The organism is Mesorhizobium sp. B2-3-2, assembly GCF_006442295.1.
Taxonomy (GTDB): Bacteria; Pseudomonadota; Alphaproteobacteria; order Rhizobiales; family Rhizobiaceae; genus Mesorhizobium.
Map to the genome: position 1 here is coordinate 821966 of NZ_VFWA01000001.1, position 23380 is coordinate 845345.

Below are 23380 nucleotides of genomic sequence, written 5' to 3' on the forward strand. Positions count from 1 at the left end.
CTGTGACGTGAGGCAACCTATGGACCTCGCGTCACCCGGTCTGCTTTCCCCGTCTTTGCTCGACGGCAGCACTTTCCCTAACCTCCACAACGCGCTCCACCTCGCGCTTCAGCTGGTCCTTGATATCCGCCGTCTCGGTCATCAGGACCTCGATCTTCAGGAAGTCGAGCACGCGGTATTTCGATACCGCCGGGCGGATCAGGATATCGGGCTGGCACTGCTTCAGCTTGTTGGCGATGATCGACTGCATCATCAGTTGGGTGGCGCCGAACATCAGGTCGACGGAGGTCGGCCGCCTGCGGTCGGCCTCTTCCGGCGCGCCGACCACATCGACGCCGATGATGATGTCGGCATCCTCCTCGATCAGGTCGAAGGGCACGGGGTTGTAGATGCCGCCGTCGATCAGCAGCCGGCCGTCGCGCATCACCGGGCGGAACACGGCGGGAATGGCCGCTGAAGCCGCGAGCGCGGAATGCAGGTCGCCATCGGCGAGCACGGCCAGCTTGTGGCCGAAATAGTCCGTCGCCGTCACCTTCAGCGGAATTTTCAGCTCGGCGAAGGTTTCGGGGATGGCGCCGGGCAGGAAGGCTTTGAGGATGCGTTCGACATTGAACTGGCTGACGCGGATGCCGGCCTGCATGGCCTCGGCGATCGTGCCGGGCCGCGCCCGCCACATGCGGCTCGCCACCTCGGCGCGGCGGCCGAGGATCGAGCGGGCATAGTCATGAATGTCCTTGCCGGTCATGCCGGAGGCCATGCAGGCGCCCACGATGGCGCCGATCGACGAGCCGGCGATCGCGACCGGCCTGATGCCCAGTTCGTCCAGCGCCTCGATGACATGGATATGCGCCAGACCGCGCGCGCCGCCGCCGCCAAAGGCGATGCCGAAGGTCAGGCTCATCCCTTATTGGCTCCGGCCAAGGGCGGTCCGACGACCATGATGGTCGGCTCGGCCGACAAAAGCTTCTTCGCCGCGGCCTTGACCTGGTCGAGCGTCACCGCGTTGATGAGGCCGGTGCGGCGCTGAATGTAATCGATGCCGAGGTCGTCGACCTGCAGCTCGACCAGGGTCGCGGCGATCGCGCTGGAGGAGTCCAGGTTGCTGATGGCGTAGGCGCCGATCAGGTATTTCTTGGTCGCCGCCAGTTCCGCCTCGGTAGGGCCGTCCTCGGCAAGCCGCCTGACCACGTCGCGCACGATGCCGAGGGTTTCGGCGGCGCGGTCCGAGCGCGTGCCGGTGGTGACGATCAGCGCGTCGGCATGGTCCTGATTGATCAGCGAGGAGTTGACGCTGTAGGCCAGACCGCGCTTCTCGCGCACCTCCTGGAAAAGGCGCGAGGTGAAAGTGCCGCCGCCGAGGATCTCGTTCATCAGAACCGTGGGGAAGAAATCGGCCGCCTTGCGCCTCACGCCGGGCCAGGCAAGCTGCAGCGAGGTCTGCGGCAGGTCGTAGTCGACCTCGACATGCCGCGCCAGATGCGGCTCGACGTCGGGGACGGGCGCGAGCGCCTGGTTCCGCGGCAGGTCGCCGAACACCATGTCCAGTTTCTTCTTCAGCGTTTCCGGGTCGATGGCGCCGACCACCGCGACATGCAGCCCGCTCCGCGCGAAGACCGCCTTGTGCAGCGCCTTCAAATCGTCCCGCGTGATGGCGGCGATGCTCTGCCTGGTGCCCTGGTCGGAGCGCGAATAAGGGTGATCGCCATAGAGCGCGCGCGCCCATCTGTCCTGCGCGATCGTGTCGGGGTCGTTCTCTCCGGCGATGATGCCGGACAGGATCTGGGCGCCGATGCGATCGATCGGCGCCTGGTCGAAACGCGGCTCGTTGACCGCCAACCGCAGCAGGTCGAACGCCTCGTCTCGCTGCTCGGCCAACATGCGCATGGAACCGTAGATGCCGTCGCGGGTCTCCTCGAAGCTCATCTCGGCGCCGGCGTCGTCGAGCTTCACCTGGAAAGCGTCGCTGTCCAGAGGGCCTGCGCCTTCGTCGAACAGACCGGTCATCAGATTGGCCAGCCCCTCCTTGCCCGGCGGATCCTGCGTCGAGCCGCCGCCAAAAACAAAGCGGACGGCGACCATCGGCACCGAATAGTCCTCGACCAGCCAGGCGGTGACGCCCTTGGGCGAGGTGACCTGCTGGATGTCCATGGCGCGGGCGGCAAGCGCCGGCAGGACAAGGAAGAAGATGGTGAGGAGTAAAGTGACAAGCGCAGCGCGTGCCTTCCCTTCTCCCCTTGTGGGAGAAGGGAGAAAGCCGTGGTGCTCGCTATTCATCGTCAATTCCCCGCCTGTTGCTGCGGCAAGAGATAGCCGGTCGTCGCGTGGGCCAGCACCAGATAGCGCGCGGCGACGGCCTTGATCTCGCCCGCGGTGATCTTGCGGATGCGCTCCGGCCATTGCTCGATGTCCTGCACATTGCCGCCGGTGGCGAGCTCGGCGCCATAGATATTGGCCATCGAATCCTGCTTGTCGCGGGCGAAAACCATCGAGCGGACATAGCGGTCCTTGGCCTTGTCCAGCTCCTTGACGGTGACGCCATCCCTGGCGATGCGCGCGACCTCCGCGTCTACGGCCGCCTCGACGTCGACGAGCCTGGCGTCGCCGCGCGGCGTGCCATAGACGGTGAAGTTGGTGTCGTCCAGCATGGTGCCCTGGAAATAGGCGCCGGCGTTGGAAGCGATGCCTTGCCTGACCACCAGTGCCTGGTAGAGCCGGCTGCGGTTGCCGCCGCCCAGTATCTCCGCCAGCAGGTCGAGCGCCTCGGCTTCGCCGGGCTTGGCCGTGTGGTAGGACGGCACCACCCATTGGGTGGAGAAATTCGGCACGCTGACGCGGGCGTCGGACAGCGTCACCGTGCGCCGGGTGTTCTGCTCCGGTTCGACCGGGCGCACGCGCGGCGGCAGGTCGGGCCCGCGCGCGATCTTGCCATAGGTTTTCTCGGCCAGCGCCTTGACCGTGTCGGGCTCGACGTCACCGGCCACGATCAGCACCGCGTTGTTGGGCTGGTAGTATTTGTTGTAGAAGGCGATGGCGTCGGTGCGGTTCAACTGCTCCATCTCCTGCATCCAACCAATGACCGGAATCCGGTAGGGCTGGTTCTGCCACAGCGTGGCGTCGAGTTCCTCGTCGAGCACGGCCTCGGGACTGTTGTCGATGCGCGAGCGGCGCTCCTCCAGGATGACGTCGCGCTCGGTCTTGATGACATCGTCGGTGAGGATGAGGTTGCGCATACGGTCGGCCTCGAAGCTCATCATCAGCTCGAGCGCCGAGGGCGCCACCGTCTCGTAGAAGGCGGTGTAGTCGTAGGAGGTGAAGGCGTTGTTGGAGCCCCCTATGTCGGAGACGGCGCGGTCGAACTCGCCGGCGGCGTGATTGGCAGTCGCCTTGAACATCAGATGCTCGAAGAAATGGGCGATGCCGGATTTGCCTGGCGGTTCGTCGGCGCTGCCCACCTTATACCACACCATATGGGTGACGATCGGCGAGCGATGGTCGGGAATGACGACCACTTCCATGCCGTTGTCGAGCAGGAAATCCGCCACCTTGAATTCGGCCGGCCGTTTGTCGGCGGCGAAGGCCGCCGGGGCCGGCCCGGCAATGACGAAAGCCAGCGATGTCGCCAAGAGGGTCTTGCGCAGCCGTTCAGCCTGAAATGTCATCAATGGCTCCGGTTTCATGACGGACGATAGGCGGCGAGCCGATGTTGGGAAAGTGAATTGTTGATCATTGGCATGGCACAACCTGCTCCCTGGGAAGAAGGGGTCGCGTTTCATCCTCGCCGGCAAATGAAGCTTAACTCAGGCGGCCTCGACAAACCGGATCAGCGTCTCGCCATAGTGGCGCTCGTCGACAACCGAAAATCCCGGTCCCGGCTCGAAAGGCGCCGCCGCTGCCTCCTCGACAACGCACAGCGCGCCGGGACGCAGCCAGCCGCCTTGCCTGGCCGACCTCAGCGCGCGCTCGCCAAGACCCTTGCCGTAGGGTGGATCGGCGAAAACGAGGTCGAACGGCGCCAGCGTGCCGGCCTCGCCCAGAGCCGTTGCGTCGCGCCGGAAGATCTTGGTGCGGCCGGTCAGCCCGAAGGCCTCGACATTGTCGCGGATCAGGCCGCGGCCTTCGGCCGATTCCTCGATGAAGACGCCATAGGACGCACCGCGCGACAGCGCCTCGAGACCGAGCGCGCCCGTTCCGGCGAACAGGTCGAGCACGCGCGCGCGCTGCAACCGATCGGCAAAGCGATGCGCCAGCACATTGAAAACAGCCTCGCGGGTGCGGTCGGTCGTGGGGCGGATGGCGCTGCCGCGGGGCGTCGCCAGCGGGCGCCCGCGAAACTCGCCGCCGACGATCCTCATTTCGCCCTGGGACCCTTGGGACCGCCGCGCGGCCGCTCGCCGCCACCCGAACGCTCGCCACGCGGCTTGCCGAACGGCTTTGAGCCGCCCGGCTTGCCATAAGCCGGCTTGAAAGACGCCTTGCGGGCCTTGGCTTCAGCGGCTTTGGCAGCATCCGCCTCCGCCCTGCCCTTGCCGATTGGCCGTGCGCCCGGCGCCATCCAGACATTGGCCTTGCGCTGGCCCGGCGGTTCGATCGGCCGCTGCTCGCGCTCGGATTTCTTGCCGCCCGGCTTGCCGCCAAAACCGCCGCGCGGCTTGTCGCCGAAGCCACCGCGCTCGGGTCGCGGGCCGCGGTCGCCAAAGCTTTTTTCCGACCTGGCGCTTCTGTCGGGACTGGTCGACAGTTTGCCCAGCGCTTCGTCGCGGCTGCCTTCGCGGCGCTTGCGGTTCTTGATCAGGCCGCCCTCGCCGGCCGGCCGGTGGTCACCCTCGCGCGAAAATCTCGGCCGCTCGGCCTCCTCGCGGCGCGGCTCGACCCGCCGCACCGGCAGGTTGGAAAACGGCTTTGTTATCTCGGCATCGAAATTGGCGCCGGATTCCTCTATCAGGCGTTCGCCGAGCTGATCGCGCAAAACCTTGCCCTTGATCTCCAGCACATGGCCTTCGGGAAGATCCTCGAGCTGGAACGGGCCGTAGGAGATGCGGATCAGCCGCGTCACGTCGAGGCCGAGCGCGCCGAGGATGTTCTTGACCTCGCGGTTCTTGCCTTCGCGCAAGCCGATCGTCAGCCAGGCATTCGAGCCTTGCTCGCGGTCGAGGCTCGCCTCGATGGCGCCATAGAAGACACCGTCCACGGCAATGCCTTCGCGCAGGCCCGCAAGCGCACTTTCCTCGACCTTGCCATGGACGCGCACGCGGTAGCGGCGCAGCCAGCCGGTGGCCGGCAGTTCGAGCACGCGAGACAGGCCGCCATCATTGGTGAGCAGCAGCAGGCCTTCGGTGTTGATGTCGAGCCGGCCGATGGTCATCAGCCGGGGCAATTCAGCCGGCAGCACGTCGAAGACGGTCTTGCGGCCCTCGGGATCGCGGTTGGTGGTCACGACGCCGGCAGGTTTGTGGAACAGGAACAGCCGAGTGCGCTCGATCGGCGGGATCTCCATGCCGTCTAGATGGATGATGTCGTCGGGCATCACATTGAAGGCTGGCGAAGACAGAACCCGGCCGTTGACCTTGACGCGGCCGGCCGCGATCAACTCCTCGGCGTCGCGGCGCGAGGCAAGCCCGGCGCGAGCCAGCCGCTTGGCGATGCGCTCGCCGGCTTCCTCGGGCGCCTCCGCAGGACGCGGACGGGGCTTGAAACCGCCTTGCGGCCGGTCGGCAGCGAAATCGCGCTTCGGACGGTCCGCGAAATCGCGCTTTGGACGGTCAGAGAAGTCGGGTTTGGGCCGATCGGCAAGATCACGCTTAGGTCGATCGAAGCGTCTTTCGCCCGCTGCACCTTCGGTCGGGCGGCCGCGCGGCGCATAGGGCTTGCGCGGCCCTTCGCGGTTTTCATAAGGCTTGCCTTGCGGACGCGGACCCTTGTTGAACGGCCGCTCCGAGCGCCCGCCTTCGCCGCCCTCGCGCGGCTTGTACTCGCGCTTCATTGGCCGTTCGCCATCGGCTGCCATCGGCCGCTCCCCACGCGGCGCGTAGGGCTTGCGGGGCCCTTCGCGCTTCTCATAAGGCTTGCCTTCCGGACGTGGAGCCTTGTTGAACGGCCGCTCCGAGCGCCCGCCTTCGCCGCCCTCGCGCGGTTTGTACTCGCGCTTCTGCGGCCGTTCGCCATCGGCCGCCATTGGCCGCTCGCCACGCGGCGCGTAGGGCTTGCGCGGCCCTTCGCGCTTTTCGAAGGGCTTGCCGCCGTCGCCATGCTTGGCAAATGGTTTCTTGGCGCCGAAGGCCGACTTGCCGCCTTTGCCGGCATCGCGCCCACGCGCCGCCGCCGGTTTCGGACCACTTTTGCCCGGACCCTTCTGGCGCGGAGATTTCTTGTCGTTGTCGTCCATGTGGCCTTTGCCCGTTTGCGCTGCTACAGCGTGGCGCATCCTTTCGGGCGCGCAACGAACGCTGTAGCATTTTTGATTTGGCGCATGATCATTTCCGAAAACCGTACCCGATTTTCGAGGTTATGCGCTCAATAACAGGATCACCGTCGAGTGGCGAGGAGATAATCGGAATGGAAACCCGCGTGAAGCGGCCTGATTTCATGGCGCTGGCGCTGGAGGAGGCGCAAGCGGCAGCCTCGCGTGGCGAAGTGCCGGTCGGCGCCGTCATCGCCAGCGCCGGCACGGTCGTGGCCAGTGCCGGCAACCGCACCCGCGAGCTTGCCGATCCAACGGCCCATGCCGAGATGCTGGCCATCCGCGAAGCCTGCCGCAGGCTGTCGAGCGAGCGGCTCACCGGAGCCGATCTCTATGTGACGCTGGAGCCTTGCGTCATGTGCGCCGGCGCCATCTCCTTCGCCAGGCTGCGCCGGCTCTACTTTGGCGCCGCGGACGAAAAGGGCGGCGCGGTGGTCAATGGCGTGCGCTTCTTCGCTTCGCCGACCTGCCATCACACGCCCGACATCTATGCGGGCATGGCGGAGGCCGAAGCAGCCCTACTGCTGAGGGATTTCTTTCGGGAGCGCCGGGACTGAACCGAGGCAATATTCGTCGGCAAGCAAACGCGGCCCGCTCTTTACAGAGACGGCAGCCAGTCGAACCAGCCGCTGCCCTTCTTGCCTTCCGCCTCCCTCTTGAGGCGGCGTTCCTTTTTATACTCGTCTTCGCCGACTTCGTTTTGCGGCGCCGTGTCGGATGCGACGCGATAGGCAAGGGGCGGTTCGCTCAGATATTTGCGGGTATTCGGATCGCCCTGCTTGCTTTCGGCGAGGCGGCGCTGGATGTCGGCGGCCCGGCCCTTGTCGGAATCGGCAGGCGTCCAGCGCGGCGGGTGACTTGAGCCGGATTCCTCCATCGCCTTCTTCACCGAGGCGGGATCCGTCTGCACGTCGTCGACGATCTGCGACTGGTAGGACGGATCATCCTGGTGTGCGGTGGCGTCGGCGCGCAGGCGGGCACGGCGCTGCTCGGGCGATTCGGGCCATTCGGCGCTTGCGGTCTCGATGCTCTCCTGTGGCGCCGGCAGCGCTTCCTTCTGACCAGGCGCCGGCTTCACCAGGGTGGGACGCGGCTTGTAATCGATGTGTTCCTTGCGCTTGGGGGCGAACGAAAAAGCGCCGGTGAGATCGCCGGCCAGTTGTTCGCCGGCGGTCTTGTCGGTGCCGTAGGTCGGAGAACCGACACAGCCGGACAGAGCGAGTCCCGATGCGACAAGCGGCGCCAACAGCGCGAGGCGCGCGTTAAATCTCTCGGTCATGCCAAAAAGTCCCACTCTAGACAGCCTCTCGATCGCCGCCGGTCCCAAGGTCCGGCCCCCATCGTCCAAGCACTTGCGACGGAAATCCGGCGACAATTTGTCTTCCGGAGTTTCGCGTGTTTACCTCAACCACTCGTTAAGGGCAACGCACGGACGGGTTTCGCCCGTCCGGCGTGACATTTGTGCACGATTTCATTGATGCATGTCGTTGTCCCAAAACCGCGGCACACTTTTGGGCGACATGCATCTAGAGCCTTCCCAGCGCCTTCAGCTCATGCAGCACGGCGGCGTCGCGCGCCGAGACATCGGGAAAGGCAGGATCCTGCCCGACATCGGCGGTGTAACGCCACGACCGCGCGCATTTGACCAGGCCGCGGTCCTCGGCCTTTTCGATCACCACGGCGACGCCTTTGACGTCGTCGAGCGTGAAGGCGCCTTGTTGCGCCTCGCCATGGGCGATGACGAGATCGCTGGTGATCGCCATCTCGGCCATGTCGACATCCGATATCGCGGCTTCGAGCGCCGCATCGTCGATGGTAACGACCGGCACCGCTTCCAATGACGAGCCGATCACTTTCTGGGCACGCGCGATTTCCAGCGCACCGGTGACGACACGGCGCACCTGCCGCACCTTACGCCATTTCTCCGCCAGCGCCTCGTTCTTCCAGTTTTCCGGGATCGCCGGGAACTGGTCGAGATGCACCGAGACGGCATCGGGATGACGGTCGAGCCAGGCCTCTTCCATGGTGAAGGGCAGCATCGGCGCCAGCCATCTCACCAGGCAGTCGAAAAGGTGGCGTACCACCTGAACCGAGGCCTTGCGCTTCGCGCTCGACGGCGCATCACAGTAGAGCGCGTCCTTGCGGATGTCGAAATAGAAGGCCGACAGCTCGACCACCATGAAATCGAGGAGCGCACGGGTGATGCGCTTGAACTCGAACGCATCATAGCCCTGGCGCACCACCTCATCGAGTTCGGCGAGGCGATGCAGCATCAGCCGTTCCAGCTCCGGCATCCCTTCCAGCGGCACCTCCTCGCCATCGTCATGGGCGAGCGTGCCCAGCATCCAGCGGATGGTGTTGCGTAGCTTGCGGTAGGCGTCGATGTTGGTCTGCAGCACGTTCTTGCCGAGCCGCTGGTCTTCCCAATAGTCGGTCGTCACCACCCACAGGCGCAGGATGTCCGCGCCGGACTGCTTGATCACGTCCTGCGGCACGACGGTGTTGCCGAGTGACTTCGACATCTTGCGGCCGTCCTCGTCCATGGTGAAACCATGGGTGACGACGGTATCGTAGGGCGCCCTGCCCCTGGTGCCGCAGCTTTCGAGCAGCGAGGAGTGGAACCAGCCGCGATGCTGGTCGGAGCCTTCGAGATAGACATCGGCCGGCCATTTGAGGTCCGGACGATCCTCCAGCGTGAAAACGTGGGTCGAGCCTGAATCAAACCAGACGTCGAGGATATCCGTCACCTGCTTCCATCTGGAGGCATCGTGATTGCCGAGGAAACGTTCCTTGGCACCGGCGGCGAACCAGGCATCGGCGCCCTCTTTCTCGAAAGCGTCCATGATGCGCTGGTTGACCGCCTCGTCCTGGAGCACATTGCCGTCGGCATCGGCGAAGACCGCGATCGGCACGCCCCAGGCGCGCTGGCGCGACAGCACCCAGTCGGGCCGCTCCTCGATCATGGCGCGGATGCGGTTCTGCCCCGCCCCTGGCACGAAACGGGTGTCGTCGATCGCCTTCAGCGCACGGCTGCGCAGCGTCGTGCCGTCGCCGAGGTCCTTGTCCATGTAGACGAACCATTGCGGCGTGTTGCGGAAGATGACCGGTTTCTTCGACCGCCAGGAATGCGGATAGCTGTGCTTGAGGCGACCGCGCGCAAACAGGGCGTTGCGCTTGATCAACTCTTCGATGACCGCCTGATTGGCATTGCCCTTCTTACCGTTGTCGTCGAGAACGCGCGCCGCGCCCCCCTCACGATCCGGTCCGAAGCCCGGCGCGTCCTTGGTGAAAAAGCCGGCATCGTCGACGGTGAACGGAATCGCGGTATCGACGCCGCGCGCACGCAGGTTCTGTGCCGCATCCATCCAGGCGTCGAAATCCTCGCGGCCATGGCCCGGCGCCGTGTGAACGAACCCGGTGCCCGCATCATCGGTGACATGGTCGCCGGCAAGCATGGGCACCGGAAACCCGTAACCGCCGCCAAGACCCTTGAAGGGATGCGAAAGCGTAAGACTTCCAAGCTCTTGCGCCGACACGCTGCGAAGACGATTCAACGTGACTTTGGCCTTGGCCGAAGCCTCTTCAGCCAGCGTATCGGCAAAGATCAACTTTTCGCACGGCTGCGGGCCGAAGGCGTTCTCGGCTGCCGTGACCTCATAGAGACCGTAGTTGATACGCGGCGAATAGTTGACGGCACGGTTGCCGGGAATCGTCCAGGGCGTCGTCGTCCAGATGACGACATGGGCCTGCAGCAGATCGAGAGCGCCCTCGGTCAGTGCGGCCTCTCCGTCAGCGACGGGGCGCACCAGACTGGCGACCGGGAACTTCGCCCAGATCGTATCCGACTCGTAGTCCTGGTATTCGATCTCGGCCTCGGCCAGCGCGGTGCGCTCGACGACACTCCACATCACCGGCTTGGAGCCGCGATAGAGCTGGCCCGACATGGCGAATTTCAAAAGTTCGCCGGCGATGCGCGCCTCGGCGTGGAAGGCCATGGTCGTATACGGGTTCTTGAAGTCGCCGATGACGCCAAGGCGCTGGAATTCCGCCCCCTGAACGCCGATCCAGTGAGCGGCGAAATCCCGGCATTCCTTGCGGAACTCGTTGACCGGCACCTCATCCTTGTTCTTGCCCTTGGCGCGGTACTGCTCCTCGATCTTCCATTCGATCGGCAGGCCGTGGCAGTCCCAGCCGGGCACGTAATTGGCGTCGCGGCCGCGCATCTGGAAGGAGCGGTTGATGACGTCCTTGAGGATCTTGTTCAGCGCATGGCCGATATGGATGTTGCCGTTGGCATAGGGCGGACCGTCATGCAGCACGTATTTCGGGCGGCCGGCGGAGGCCTCGCGCAGCTTGCGGTAGAGATCCATCTCCTGCCAGCGCTTGACCAGCACCGGTTCCTTCTCGGGCAAACCGGCACGCATCGGGAAATCCGTCTGCGGCAGGTAAAGCGTCTTGGAATAGTCGATCGTCTCAGCTGTGTCGGTCATTGGTCTGCCATTGTGGATTGCCCGGCGGCAAGGGAGCTCGGGCCTGAACTATCATGATCTGGAAAAAGCGCGAGGGGTCGCGCGCAAGATTCCCGGCGGCTCCGACAGCTCTCAGGCCGTCCGGAACACCGGGCTGGTAATTCGCATCGTAATCGCGACGGAACGCGAAAAGCTCGTCATTAGTGGGCTTTTAGCGGAGATGAGCGCAGGAATAAAGCGTCTCGTTCGATTCACCTACATCTTGAAATCGAAGCGATAGGTCGTCGATACGCCGATCATGAACTGGTTGCGGTCGCCGCGCTCCTTGACCAGGCTGGAATCGACGGCCGGGCCCTCGAGGCGCGAATATTCGCCGAACAGGCTGGCGGTCATCGGGTCGGTCACCTTCCACGTCACCGCGCCGCCGAGGCCGACCGATTTCAGGCCGCCGCCGGGATTATACTGGTTCAACCCCGAGGCCACGGCTTCCTGCGCGTTGACGCCGTAATAGGCGTCGAAATATTTGGCGGAGGCGAACGAGACGCGCGGCCCGCCAGAAATCCTGACGGTTGGCGTCACGTCGTAGAAGGCGTCGGCGGCGATGTCGGCGACGAAGCCGTTATGGGCGCGGATACCGTGCCGCAGCTCGGCACGCGCACGTATCCAGTCCGTGGGATAGAATTCGAAGAAGCCGCCCACCTCGCCGCCCCAGCGGACCGGATCGAGGCCTTTCAGCTCATCCGCATCGCCGTCGTCGCGCGAGAACAGGAACTTGCCGGTCAGGCCGGCGCGGACGCCGCCATCGTCGACCAGCGCCAGCGAAATGTTGTCGTTGCGCGAGGTGAAGCGGGCCGCCGGGCCAGCCTTGCCCAAGGAGATGATCGGCGAGGCGCTGAGCAGGTACTTCTTGCCGCCCTCGAAATTAGGCGCCACCATGCCGGTGGCGCCCACCGTCAGATACCAATCGCCGGACAGCCAGCCGAAGGCGCCCTCGCCGGCATCGGCCGCACCCGAGGTAGCCAGCATGACGGTAGCCAAGGCTGCAGAAATTTTCCCGACCGGACTCATGACTACCCCACTAACACGATACGACTGTCTTTCGGTCACAGCTTTGAAGAGGCTTTGGTAAAATTTGATTTAAGGTCGAGACGTCCGGCTCGCATTGCTTGCACCATCCGGCCGCCGTCGGCTGGACGCGGGTCGGCACCAAGGGTAACTTCATTCCCTGCTGGCGGTCCTCGATGGAGATGGCGACATGACCTTGCACGGCGATGCACTGAAGAACGCGATCGGGCAAACGCGAGCAAAGTGGGGGTGGTTTGTTGGCCTTGGCGTGTTGCTGCTGATCCTCGGCGGCATTGCCTTCGGCAACCTCTTCATCGCCACGGTGGCTTCCGTCTATGTCGTGGGGTGGCTCATGCTGGTGGCCGGCATCATCGAGATCATGCATGCCTTCGGGGTCAAGACGTGGGGCCGCTTCTTCTATTGGCTGCTCAGCGGATTGCTCTACGCGGTCGCAGGCTTTTTCGCCTTCGACAACCCGCTGCTGGCCTCGGCGGTGCTGACCTTCCTGCTGGCCGTCGCGCTCGTCGCTTCCGGCGTGCTGCGCGCCTGGGTCGGCTACAGCCACCGGCCTGAGCGCGGCTGGGGCTGGATCGTCGCGGCCGGCGCCATCAGCGCGATCGCAGGGTTGATCATAGCCATGGGCTGGCCGGTCAACAGCGTATGGGTGCTCGGCCTGTTCCTGGCAATCGACCTGATCTTCCAGGGTTGGACCTTCATCGCCGTCGGTCTGGCGCTGAAAAAGTAACGTCTGATTCGAGCATGATCTAACCCGAAAACCGGCGCCACTTTTCGGGATCATGCTCATTTTGTTAAAGCATGATCTTGCCCGAAAACCGGGCTCCACTTTTCGGGATCATGGTCATTTTGTTAAAGCATGATCTTGCCCGAAAACCGGGCTCCACTTTTCGGGATCATGCTTCAAAAAGCCATGGCCGCGTCGAGTTGCGAAAGCGGCTTGACGCCGGCCAGCAGTGCCCTCGCCTCGGCCTCGTCGCGCTTCATCTGCGTGACCAGCGCATCCAGTCCGTCGAACTTGATCTCGCTGCGCAGGTAGCCGAAGAACGACACCTGGCAGATCTCGCCATAGAGGTAACCGGAAAAATCGAAGACGAAGGTTTCCAGAAGCGGCGCGCCATCATCGTCGACGGTCGGACGGCGGCCAAAGCTGGCAACCCCGTCATGCAGCCTTCCGTCGGCGCGGCGAAAGCGAACGGCATAGATGCCTTCCCTGAGGGCGGCCTCGGCGGGAAGCCTCATGTTCGCGGTCGGAAAGCCGAGCGTTCGCCCCAGTTTCTGGCCGTCCACGACTTCGCTCTCCACCGTGAAGCGATAGCCGAGCAGGCCGGCGGCCTCGGCTACCTCACCATCGCAAAGCAAGGCGCGGATGCGGCTCGATGAAACCACCTCGGCGCTCTCGTCCCGAAATGCATCGACCAGCGTGACGCCGAAGCCATGGCGCTCGCCAGCCGCCATCAGATAGGCCGGCCCGCCCTGGCGGTCCTTGCCGAAATGGAAATCGAAGCCGGTCACGGCATGGGTGATGCCAAGCGTTCTCTCAAGCACGTCGGTCACGAAGGCTTCCGCCGACAGCGAGGCGAAGTCGCGCGTGAAAGGCTGTTCGACGAGCGCGGCAAAGCCCAGCAGCGACAGGAGCCGCGCCTTCATCGGCGGCGGCGTCAGCACGAACAGCGGTATGTCGGGCCTGAATATCTTTCGCGGGTGCGGTTCGAAAGTCAGCACCAGCGCCGGCACGCCACGCCGACGCGCCTCCGCCAATGCCCGTTCGAGCACCGCCTGATGACCGCGATGGACGCCGTCGAAATTGCCGATCGCGACAACGCCGCCGCGCAAACCGGCGGGCAGCGGCGCGGTTGCCGAAAGGTGCTGGAAAGCGTCCATCGCCATCTACCGCAGCCTGGGAATGACGGCCACTGGATGATAGCCGTGCCTGTCAAGGAACGCGGCAAGCCGTGCCGGATCCGGCTGCGATGCATCGCCATAGTCGCGGGCATGGATGCCGCCCGAGACATAGAGAACGTCGAAACCGTTGTCGGCCGCGCCCTTGATATCGGTCAGCATGCCGTCGCCGATAGCCAGCACCTGGCGGCGCTCGACCGGCCGGCCAAGGATCTCCGCCACCTCCTTCATCGCCACATCATAGACCGGCGCATAAGGTTTTCCGGCGATCAGCGTGCGGCCGCCGAGCTGCGCGTAGTCGCGCGCCAGGGCGCCGGCACACCAGATGATGCGTTCGCCGCGCTCGACCATGATATCCGGGTTGGCGCAGATGAAAGGCAGGTTCCTGGCGCGCAGCCGCCGCAGCAGCTCCGCATAGTCCTCGGGCTTCTCCACTTCGTCATCGAACAGGCCGGTGCAGACGACGCCGGATGCCTCGAACTCCTCGACGAGATCGACGTCGAGCCCGTCATAGAGGGTGAAGTCTCGCTCGGCGCCGACATGGAAGATCTTTCGCGGGCCTTCCACGATCAGGTCGCGGGTCACGTCGCCCGAGGTGACCACGCGATCGTAAGCCGATGGGGGAACGCCGATGGCGTTCATCTGGGCCACGACGTCGGCGCTGCGGCGCGGCGAATTGGTGATCAGGACGACGGGGATGCCGGCCGAACGGGCTGCCGTCAGCGCCGAAGCCGCCGCCGGAAAATGCGTCTCGCCATTGTGCACCACGCCCCAGACATCGCAGAGAATGGCCGAATAGTTCTTCGACACGTCTTCGAGCGAACCGATAATGTCAGGCGAGGCCGCCATGCCGTATCCTTCAGTCATGATCGTTGCGGTGCCGCAGCCGACGGTTCGCCGCAGCCGGTTGGAATTATCCGAACCGGCCCAGCCTGTCACCAGCTTTCGCCCTTAACCGGACATCCGCCACCGTTCACCGGTTGGTTAACGAGCTTTGAAGGTGAGGCCTGACCTTGGATATATTCCAGAAACCTGAAATTTAACGATTTATGACACCGTCCCCACTGGCAATCGATTTCGCGGGGGCAGCTGTGACAATGATCCGAAGATTCGGACGCGACCGGCGTGGCAATTATGCGCTGATGACCGTGCTCGCCATGGTGCCGCTGATGGGTGCCGTGGCTATCGCCGTCGACTATACGGAAATGGTGGGTCAAAGGCAAAACGCCTTGAATGCCTTGGACGCGGCAGGCTTCGCCACGGCCCAGCAGATCGTTGCCGGCGCCAGCGACGCCGACGCGGTGGCCTATGCCAAAAATTTCTTCGAAGCCAATCTCGCGCATATCGATCCGGCCAACACCACGCTGGCCGTGACGCTGCCCAACAACAACACGGGCGGCGGGACGCTGAAGCTCTGCGCTACCTTGGTCTACAAGCCCTATTTCGAGCCGACGGCTAAATTGCTGCTGGGCGGCAGCGCCGGCAGCACCGATATTGGCTTCAGCACCTGCTCCGAAGTGCGCCTCAAGAACACGCTGGAAGTGTCGCTGGTGCTCGATAATTCCGGTTCGATGAAGGAGCTCGGCAAAGGCTCGAACAAGGTGAGGTTCGACCTTCTCAAGAGCGCCGCCAAGCAGCTGGTCGACCAGTTGGCCGGCCAGGCCCAGCAGATGAGGCAGGTCACCAAGCCGGTCCAGTTCAGCCTCGTTCCCTTCGCCGCCTCCGTGAATGTCGGTGCTGGCAACGCCTCGGCGGCGTGGATGGACACGACCGGCATCTCGCCTATCCATCATGAGAATTTCGACTGGACGACCATGAGTTCGTCCTTTTCGTCCACCAAATACGCAGAGAAGATTGCCGGTATCTGGTACGCGAAAGGCACCGGCTGGGACGCGAGCCAGAAAGACCAGCCGCTGACCCGGTTCTCGATCTACAAACAGATGAAACGCATTTCAGCGTGCAGTCTCAAGAATTGGGACGGTACCTGTGCATCGAACGCGACCTTCACCTATGCGCCGGTCGCGAGTTGGGGTGGCTGCGTCGAGTCGCGCCCATATCCATACAATATCCAGGACACAGCTGCATCGACAACACTGCCTGCAACGCTTTTCGTGCCAATGTTCGCGCCCGACGAAACCGACCGCGTCGATAGCTCTTCAAGGCCAGCCAATAACAATTGGGATGTCGACGCCCCAGTGAGTTCAGGCGCGTCCGACGCCGCACGCCAGCGCTATATGCCAAAATATTTCGACTGGGTGAACAAGGTGACGCCGGCCTACGGCATGGACGCCGGGCCGAATACAAGCTGCAGCACGACGGCAATCACGCCACTGACCGATGTTTCCACGACAGCCGGCGCAACTTTGATCAAGAACGCCATCGATGCCATGGCCGACGACGGCGCCACCAACGTGCCGGAAGGCATGGCCTGGGGCTGGCGAACCCTTTCCAGCACGGCACCCTTCACCGAGGGCCGGCCCGAAACGGAAAGAGGCAACGACAAGGTACTGATCGTGCTGACCGACGGCGCCAACACCTACTACACGCCGACCTCGGTGACGGCGCAGACCTACTCTGGAACCAATTGGAATTATGGCGGTAACGACCTGGCTGGGAGCAAGGCGATCTATTCGGCTCTCGGTTACGTCGTCCCCTACAGCAACGGCTACAGCTACGGCCGCATGTTCCTCGGAACGGATGTCACCAAGGACGACTACAGCAACGCCAACTACACCAAGGCGATGAATGAGCATTTCGCCGCGCTCTGCAACAACGCCAAGGCCGCCGGGGTCATGGTCATGACCATCGCGCTTGATCTGGACGCCACCAAGACGGCGGAGAAAACGCAGATGGATGCGCTGAAGGCCTGTTCTTCTGATTCCCGCTTCAGCAAGGACAAGACCGATCCGAGCAAGCCGATGAAGCTGTTCTGGAATTCGACGGGCGCAACGCTGTCCGACGATTTCAAGGCGATCGGCAACGAGCTGTCCAACCTGCGCATCGTCAGCTGATCCGACGAATTCCACGTCGATGCCCTGCATCCGGTGGGGCGTCGTTCTGGACGGCACCGGGGGGCCGCTCCAGATTGGTTAGTGCTTGGTGAAGCGCGAACCAAGCAATCGAGCGGTTTCCCAAACCCGTCCTTCAGCGTTTTGTGGAAAGCTGGCGTCGATCGAGAATCCGCCGGCGGGGGCCGCTGCAAGACATGCGTGAAATCTGGCGTCAGTTCCGCCGCGACAGGCGCGGCAACTATGCTCTCATGACGGCCTTCGCGATGGTCCCGCTGATGGGCGGGCTGGCGCTCGCGGTCGACTTCACGGAAATGAACCGCGAAAAGCAGACGGTGTTGAACGCGCTCGACGCCGCCAACTTCGCCACGGCGCGCCGCCTGACGGAAGGCGCCACCGACGACCAGCTGAGAGCCTATGCGCTCGACTTCTTCAACGCCAATCTGAACGATGTCGATCCCGCCAACACGACGCTCAACCTGACTTTGCCCAGCAACGCCGCTGGCGGCGGAACAATGAAGCTTTGCGGCACCTTGACCTATAATCCTTACTTCCTGCCGACGGCGAAGATACTGCTCGGCGGCACCGGCGCCACCAATATCGGCTTCACCGCATGCTCTGAAGTGCGGCTGAAGAACACGCTCGAAGTAGCGCTGGTGCTGGACAATTCCGGTTCGATGGTCACGCCCGGAACCGGCTCGGGACAGAAGCGCATCGATCTCCTCAAGACCGCGGCGAAGCAGTTGGTCGACACGCTTGCCCAGCAGGCCGCGATGATCAAGCAGGTCGACAAGCCGGTGCAGTTCGGCCTCGTACCCTTTGCCGCCTCGGTCAATGTCGGTCCTGGCAACGGCAACGCGTCCTGGATGGACACCGAAGGCCTGTCACCGGTGTCCAACGAGAATTTCGACTGGTCGACGCTGAACGCCGCCAACAAATACGCCCAGCAGACCAACGGCATCTGGTACAAACGCGGCACCGGCTGGGGCGACGAGGAAGGCCAGATGCTGACCCGGTTTTCGCTCTACCGCGACATGAAGGTCGTCACCAGCCATGAGCGTGTTAAAAACAGCAAGCACGTTGTTTGTGCTGAATACAACTGGAACAATACCTGCAAGCGCAGTTACGACGCATACGACTATGTCGATTCCTACGGTCCGTTCGCCAGTTGGCAAGGCTGTGTCGAAGCCCGGCCCTACCCCTATAATGTCAACGACGCCCCGCCGTCCGGCGGCTCGGCCAACACCGGGATAGGCGTGGGCGATCCGGCGACGATGTTCGTGCCGATGTTCGCCCCGGATGAACCCGGCAATCACTGGAAGATCACCCAGGATCCCAACGAAGCCGCGCCAAAGACCTATGGCGCCATCAACAGCTGGTGGAACGACGATCCGTCGAGCAGCAGCGGCCAAGCCCGGCTGCGCAACATGGCCAAATATTTCCAGCCGCGGCCGATCGATGCGCCGGTATTGCCCGCAGGCAACGGCCCGAACTACAGCTGCACCACCAACCCGATCACGCCGCTGACCGACGTCAGCGTCGCCGATGGGCTCGCCACGATCAAGGCCGCGATCGACCTGATGCAGCCGGATGGCGGCACCAATGTTCCCGAGGGCATGGGCTGGGGCTGGCGAGTGGTCTCGAGCGGCGAGCCGTTCACGCAGGGGCGCCCGGAAACAGAAAAAGGCAACGACAAGGTGGTGATCGTGCTCACCGACGGCGCCAACACCTATTACACGCCTTCCTCGCTCAGCTATTCCGACCCCGCCGATTCGAAGTCGACCTACGCGTCCTACGGCTATCTCAAGCCCGGCTATGCCGGCACCTCGGTCGGGCGCCTGTTCATGGGCACATCCAGCGCCATCGGCCAGTTCGACTATTCGAACGGCAATTACACCAGCGCGCTCAACGAGCAGATGACGACGCTTTGCAACAACGCCAAGACGGCCAACATCATGGTGATGACGGTGGCTCTCGACCTGTCCACGACCAAGACCAGCGACAAGAACGCCATCGATGCGCTGAAATCATGCTCGTCGGAATCGCGCTTCCGCAAGGACCCGGCGGATCCGAGCAAACCCGCCAAGCTGTTCTGGAATGCGACGGGCGCCAGCCTGTCGAACGATTTCAAGGAAATCGGCAACGAATTGTCGAACCTGCGCGTGGTCGGTTAAGCGAACTCTGGCGCAACGCCCGACGCCGCCAAGCCCTTGTGGGCGCCTGCCGCAACGGGCACATAGTGGCCGCACGCTGGATCGCATCCATCGCGGCACGCCTGGGGACGAACAATGCCCGATACCGCCAACCACCTCGCCTTCGCGCTGGTCTGCCTGGGCATGGTGCTGACGCCGGGTCCAAACATGATCTACCTGATCTCGCGCTCGCTCTCGCAAGGGCCGAAGGCCGGACTGATCTCGCTTGGCGGGGTCGCCGTCGGTTTTCTCTTCTATGTGCTGTCGGCGGCATTCGGCATCACGGCGCTGCTGCTGGCCGTACCCTTCGCCTATGACGCGCTGCGCTTTGCCGGCGTGCTCTATCTCCTGTGGCTGGCCTGGCAGGCCGTGAAACCGGGCGGACGCTCGCCATTCCAGGTGCGCGACCTGCCGAAAGACGGGCCGCGCAAGCTGTTCGCCATGGGCCTGATGACCAATCTGCTCAATCCGAAGGTGGCGGTGCTCTACTTGTCGCTGCTGCCGCAGTTCATCAGCATTGGCAAAGGCCACGTCCTGTCTCAGCTTCTTGTGCTCGGCGCGACGCAGATTTCGATCAGCCTGACCGTGAATGCCATCATCGCGGTGACGGCGGGCTCCATCGCGGCCTTTCTCGCCGGGCGGCCTTTGTGGCTGGTCATCCAGCGCTGGATGATGGGAGGCGTGCTGACGGCGCTGGCGCTGAAGATGGCGACCGACGCACAGCGCTGAGGGCGGGCTGCGGCGTCGGCGTTGGTCTACATCGGCCGCCTTGTCTGCTGGGTCCGCTCCGGTTCCACCACCTTGCGGTAGAGGTGCCAGGTGGCATGGCCAAGGATAGGCATAACGACCGCGAGCCCGACAAACAGCGGGATCGAACCGATCACCAGCAGAACCGCGACCGTCAGGCCCCAAAGAGCCATCTGCAGCGGGTTTGCCGTCACCGCCCGCACCGAGGTTTCTATGGCCGAAACGGCGCCGACATCACGGTCGAGCAGCAGCGGGAAGGCGACGACAGTGGTGGCCAACACGATCACGGCGAAAACGAAGCCAGCAGCGTTGCCGAGAAGGATCAAGGTCCAGCCCTTGCTGGTCGTCAGCACGTCGCGGACAAAGGCGCCGATCGAAGCCGGCGGCTGGTCGCCGAACAGGCTGGTGTAGATCGACTGCGCGGTGAACAGCCACAACAGGAACAGCACGAAAAGCATGATGCCGATGACCGCGATCGAAGGCACCGCCGGCGAGTGGCGGACATCGAGGGCATGCCGCCAGTTGGTGTTCATGCCGAGTTCGCGCCGGCGGCTGATCTCGTAGAGGCCGAGCGCGGCGAAAGGGCCGACAAGGGCGAATCCCGACATCAAGGGATAGACGAGCTGAATGGCGTTGGAGCCAGACGTCCACTGCGTCAGGATCAGGCCGACGACGGGATAGATCAGGCACAGGAAAACGTAGTGAGACGGTTTTGCCCAGAAATCCTCGGCACCGAGCCGCAGCGCATCCCAGAGGTCCGATGTGGTGATGTGGCGCACCATGGGCTGCACATGCATTCCACGCGCGTCCGCCATGACATGAAAGCTGGCCATAAGCTTCCTCCCTTTGTCGGGGGCGGTCACCACCGTGATGGCCGCCCGTAGCTGCCACTAGTAGATGTAACAGCATACCCGATTTGCCAGGGGCTGTCGCCAAATCGATGGTTCCGGACAGGCCATCACGGGATTGTCATCCCTGCCCGGCAGAAGCCGCGCGATCTTCGGTATCGGATTTCTCTGATGATGGGCCATTCGAAGCTGGATGGCCAAACGCAACGTTTGAAGACGACGCGGTGCGATCAGCGAAGGCCAAGGCATCAATTTCCTCGACAGTTTCTTCGGCTTGCCCGTCAAAAGCCATGATCGCGACTATGCAGGCAGGAATGAGCATTGTCATCGACCTCCCTCCAGAACCGCGCCGGACAAGGCGCTCCTTGCTGATCGGTCTCGCGGCCATTGCCGGGCTTGCCGCCTGCAGCACCGTTTCCGTGCCCACCGGTGAGGGCGCAGGTGTCTCTTCCTCCGCCACGGCCACCCTAGCCGACTTGCGCGCCGCGGCCGGGCGGACTCCGCTGACCGCGGACACCCAGCTCGAACAGGCGGCGTTGCAGCAGGCCGGCTACATGGCGTCGCGGACGCGCATGAGTCACACCACCGGTTGGGGCAAGGATTTCGCCTCGCGCATGAAGGACAATGGCGTGCGCGGCGCTGCGGCCGAGAACATCGCCGAAGGCCGCTTCGACCAGCAGAAACTGTTCGATATCTGGATGCATTCGACCGGCCACCGGCGCAACATACTCGACCCGGACTTCAGCCGTTTCGGGCTTGCCTATGTCCGCGACGGCCGCGACCCCAGTCTGCGCTACTGGGCCCTGGTGCTCGGAAGGTAGCAAAGCCGTCGCCGGCAGCGGACAGCCGTCGAATATCAATCCATATGTGCCGCCGGCGCGCCGCCGGCCGGCGCCGCCTTCGGCTTGCGCAGCAGGATCACGAACGGAATGGCGGCCAGCGTCATGATCATCAGGATTTTGAAGTCGTTGACGTAGGAGATCATCATCGCCTGGATGTTCACCATCCTGTCGACCTGGGACAATGCCATCTGGTCGCCGCCGGCCGCCGCCGGCGAAACCGCCCACAGATTGGGGTTGAACGGATTGATAAAGGCGGAAAGCTCGGCGTGATTTATCTGTGTATTGCGCACCATGAGCACCGTCACGACCGATACGCCGATGGACGAGCCGAGGTTGCGCACCAGACTGAACAAAGCCGTGGCGTCGGTGCGGAAGCGCACGTCAAGCGTGGCGAAGGCCACCGTCGACAGCGGCACGAATACCATTCCCATTCCCAGGCCCTGGATGATGCCGGAAGTGATGATCAGCCAGTTGTCCATCTGCGGCGAGAAGCCGGCCATCGTGTAGAGCGACTGCGCGGTCAGGAGGAAGCCGATGACGACGAGGATTCTGGCGTCGACCTTGCTCATGAGCCGGCCGACGACGAGCATTGAGATCATCGTGCCCACGCCGCGCGGCCCGATCACGATGCCGATGGTGATGGTCGGATAGCCGAAGATGGTCGACAGCATCGGCGGCAGCAGCGACATGCTCGCCAGGATGAGCACGCCCATGACGAAGATGAACGCCAGCCCGGTCACGAAATTGCGGTCGAGGAAGATCTTGGGGTCGATGAAGGGATGCTCCGCGGTCATCGTGTGGATGATGAACACCCAGAAGCCGGTTATCGAAAGGCCAAGCTCGATCCAGATCTCGACTGACGAGAACCAGTCGACCTCGGCGCCACGATCGAGCAGCAGCTGCAGCGCGCCGACGCCGAGCGATATCATGGCGAAGCCGAAGAAATCGAAGCTTCGCACCCGCCGCGCAATGGCCGGCAGATAAGCGGCCATGCCGAGGAAGGCGACGATGCCGACCGGCAGGTTGATGAAGAACACCCAGCGCCAGCTGAAATTCTCGGTCAGCCACCCACCGAGCGTGGGACCCAGAATCGGCCCCAGCATGATGCCGGCGCCCCAGATGGCCATTGCCTGGCCGTGGCGTTCCTTCGGGTTGATGTCGAGCAGGAAGGTCTGCGACAGCGGCACGATCGCGGCGCCGAACACGCCTTGCATGAGCCGGAACAACACAATGGTTTCGAGGCTCCAGGCCAGACCGCACAGCATCGAGAAGATGGTGAAGCCGACCACCGCCGTCAGGAACAGTTCCTTGCGGCCGAAACGGTCCGCAAGCCAGCCGGTGACCGGCGTCATGATCGCCGCCGCCACGATGTAGGAGGTCAGCACCCAGTTGATGTTGTCGGGCGAGGCGCCGAGATCGCCCGTCATGGTCGGCAGCGCGACGTTGGCGATCGTGGTGTCGAGCGCCTGCATGATCGTCGCCAGCATGAGCGCAACCGTGATCAGGCCGCGATGCGGCACTTCTTTGAAAGGTTCTGGCGTGCTCATGATGCGGAACTTCCAGCCGGTAACAAAAACGTGTACACAGGGTTTCCGGGCGGCAAAGCCTTCCGTTGAGAGACCCTCATCGCGGTGGGACGCGATTGTCGATGTGGGGGTTACATCGACCGAAAGTCTCGATTGAGCGGATGCCTGCCGCCCGGAAACATGAGGACCGACGGGTCCGTGTCGAAGATCTCAGCTTTCGATCAAACCGCGATGCGGTTTGACCCGAAGGCTGACCCTTCCACTCCTCCCATCAGACCAATCCCCTGCTCTGTGCGTCCACCCGCATGA

19 protein-coding genes are annotated in these 23380 nt (G+C 63.6%); 6 read left to right on the plus strand and 13 right to left on the minus strand.

Annotated features, from left to right (window positions below):
- Window positions 1-31: 31 nt before the first annotated feature.
- The 5 genes from FJ964_RS04050 to FJ964_RS04070 all read right to left on the minus strand — a co-directional run bounded on the left by FJ964_RS04050 (window position 32) and on the right by FJ964_RS04070 (window position 6382).
- Complete coding sequence (locus tag FJ964_RS04050) at window positions 32-901, minus strand: patatin-like phospholipase family protein (RefSeq protein WP_140549179.1); 870 nt, start codon at window positions 899-901, stop codon at window positions 32-34.
- The gene (locus FJ964_RS04055; protein WP_140549180.1) at window positions 898-2274 is read right to left on the minus strand and encodes a pitrilysin family protein; all 1377 of its coding nucleotides are present in this window, start codon (window positions 2272-2274) and stop codon (window positions 898-900) included. The genes FJ964_RS04050 and FJ964_RS04055 overlap by 4 nt, the downstream gene beginning before the upstream one ends.
- 2 nt (window positions 2275-2276) lie before the next feature.
- Complete coding sequence (locus FJ964_RS04060; RefSeq protein WP_140549181.1) at window positions 2277-3659, minus strand: pitrilysin family protein; 1383 nt, start codon at window positions 3657-3659, stop codon at window positions 2277-2279.
- 138 nt (window positions 3660-3797) lie between these two features.
- Window positions 3798-4352, minus strand: a complete 555-nt coding sequence (gene rsmD, locus FJ964_RS04065; RefSeq protein ID WP_140549182.1) for a 16S rRNA (guanine(966)-N(2))-methyltransferase RsmD — start codon at window positions 4350-4352, stop codon at window positions 3798-3800.
- A complete protein-coding gene (locus FJ964_RS04070) occupies window positions 4349-6382 on the minus strand; it encodes a pseudouridine synthase (protein ID WP_140549183.1) in 2034 nt (677 codons plus the stop codon). The genes rsmD and FJ964_RS04070 overlap by 4 nt, the downstream gene beginning before the upstream one ends.
- 182 nt (window positions 6383-6564) lie before the next feature.
- Here FJ964_RS04070 and FJ964_RS04075 point away from each other — a divergent pair, with 182 nt between their 5' ends.
- Window positions 6565-7014, plus strand: coding sequence for a nucleoside deaminase (locus FJ964_RS04075; protein ID WP_140549388.1), 450 nt, complete (start codon window positions 6565-6567; stop codon window positions 7012-7014).
- 41 nt (window positions 7015-7055) lie between these two features.
- On the opposite strand, the gene FJ964_RS04080 is transcribed toward FJ964_RS04075, so the two are convergent.
- From FJ964_RS04080 to FJ964_RS04090, 3 genes are all read right to left on the minus strand, one after another.
- Window positions 7056-7736, minus strand: coding sequence for a hypothetical protein (locus FJ964_RS04080; protein ID WP_140549389.1), 681 nt, complete (start codon window positions 7734-7736; stop codon window positions 7056-7058).
- 247 nt (window positions 7737-7983) lie between these two features.
- Window positions 7984-10947: an isoleucine--tRNA ligase gene (ileS, locus tag FJ964_RS04085; protein ID WP_140549184.1), complete on the minus strand. Its 2964-nt coding sequence runs from the start codon at window positions 10945-10947 to the stop codon at window positions 7984-7986.
- A gap of 234 nt (window positions 10948-11181) precedes the next feature.
- A complete protein-coding gene (locus tag FJ964_RS04090; protein WP_224713236.1) occupies window positions 11182-11952 on the minus strand; it encodes a MipA/OmpV family protein in 771 nt (256 codons plus the stop codon).
- Window positions 11953-12181: 229 nt separating this feature from the next.
- On the opposite strand from FJ964_RS04090, the gene FJ964_RS04095 reads away from it, so the two are divergent.
- On the plus strand, window positions 12182-12736 hold the full coding sequence (locus FJ964_RS04095) for an HdeD family acid-resistance protein (RefSeq protein ID WP_140494237.1): 555 nt from the start codon (window positions 12182-12184) through the stop codon (window positions 12734-12736).
- Between the two features lie 173 nt (window positions 12737-12909).
- Here the strand turns inward: FJ964_RS04095 and FJ964_RS04100 are convergent, their stop codons facing one another.
- Window positions 12910-13890 (minus strand): bifunctional riboflavin kinase/FAD synthetase, encoded by a 981-nt coding sequence (locus tag FJ964_RS04100; protein ID WP_140549390.1) that lies wholly within the window; start codon window positions 13888-13890, stop codon window positions 12910-12912.
- 6 nt (window positions 13891-13896) lie between these two features.
- The gene (locus FJ964_RS04105; protein WP_140549391.1) at window positions 13897-14757 is read right to left on the minus strand and encodes a TIGR01459 family HAD-type hydrolase; all 861 of its coding nucleotides are present in this window, start codon (window positions 14755-14757) and stop codon (window positions 13897-13899) included.
- A gap of 248 nt (window positions 14758-15005) precedes the next feature.
- Here FJ964_RS04105 and FJ964_RS04110 point away from each other — a divergent pair, with 248 nt between their 5' ends.
- The 3 genes from FJ964_RS04110 to FJ964_RS04120 all read left to right on the plus strand — a co-directional run bounded on the left by FJ964_RS04110 (window position 15006) and on the right by FJ964_RS04120 (window position 19837).
- Window positions 15006-16919 (plus strand): pilus assembly protein, encoded by a 1914-nt coding sequence (locus FJ964_RS04110; protein WP_140549186.1) that lies wholly within the window; start codon window positions 15006-15008, stop codon window positions 16917-16919.
- A gap of 194 nt (window positions 16920-17113) precedes the next feature.
- Window positions 17114-19090: a TadE/TadG family type IV pilus assembly protein gene (locus FJ964_RS04115; RefSeq protein WP_181172351.1), complete on the plus strand. Its 1977-nt coding sequence runs from the start codon at window positions 17114-17116 to the stop codon at window positions 19088-19090.
- A 114-nt stretch (window positions 19091-19204) separates the two neighbouring features.
- A complete protein-coding gene (locus FJ964_RS04120; protein WP_140494241.1) occupies window positions 19205-19837 on the plus strand; it encodes a LysE family translocator in 633 nt (210 codons plus the stop codon).
- 26 nt (window positions 19838-19863) lie between these two features.
- On the opposite strand, the gene FJ964_RS04125 is transcribed toward FJ964_RS04120, so the two are convergent.
- Both FJ964_RS04125 and FJ964_RS04130 read right to left on the minus strand, forming a co-directional pair.
- Window positions 19864-20688, minus strand: coding sequence for a DUF2189 domain-containing protein (locus FJ964_RS04125; protein ID WP_140549187.1), 825 nt, complete (start codon window positions 20686-20688; stop codon window positions 19864-19866).
- 136 nt (window positions 20689-20824) lie between these two features.
- Window positions 20825-21031, minus strand: coding sequence for a hypothetical protein (locus FJ964_RS04130; RefSeq protein ID WP_140549188.1), 207 nt, complete (start codon window positions 21029-21031; stop codon window positions 20825-20827).
- On the opposite strand from FJ964_RS04130, the gene FJ964_RS04135 reads away from it, so the two are divergent.
- Entirely contained in the window at window positions 21018-21524 is a 507-nt protein-coding gene (locus tag FJ964_RS04135) for a CAP domain-containing protein (protein WP_140549189.1), read from the plus strand. The genes FJ964_RS04130 and FJ964_RS04135 overlap by 14 nt on opposite strands.
- A 35-nt stretch (window positions 21525-21559) precedes the next feature.
- On the opposite strand, the gene FJ964_RS04140 is transcribed toward FJ964_RS04135, so the two are convergent.
- Window positions 21560-23092: a DHA2 family efflux MFS transporter permease subunit gene (locus FJ964_RS04140; protein WP_140549190.1), complete on the minus strand. Its 1533-nt coding sequence runs from the start codon at window positions 23090-23092 to the stop codon at window positions 21560-21562.
- Window positions 23093-23380: the final 288 nt, after the last annotated feature.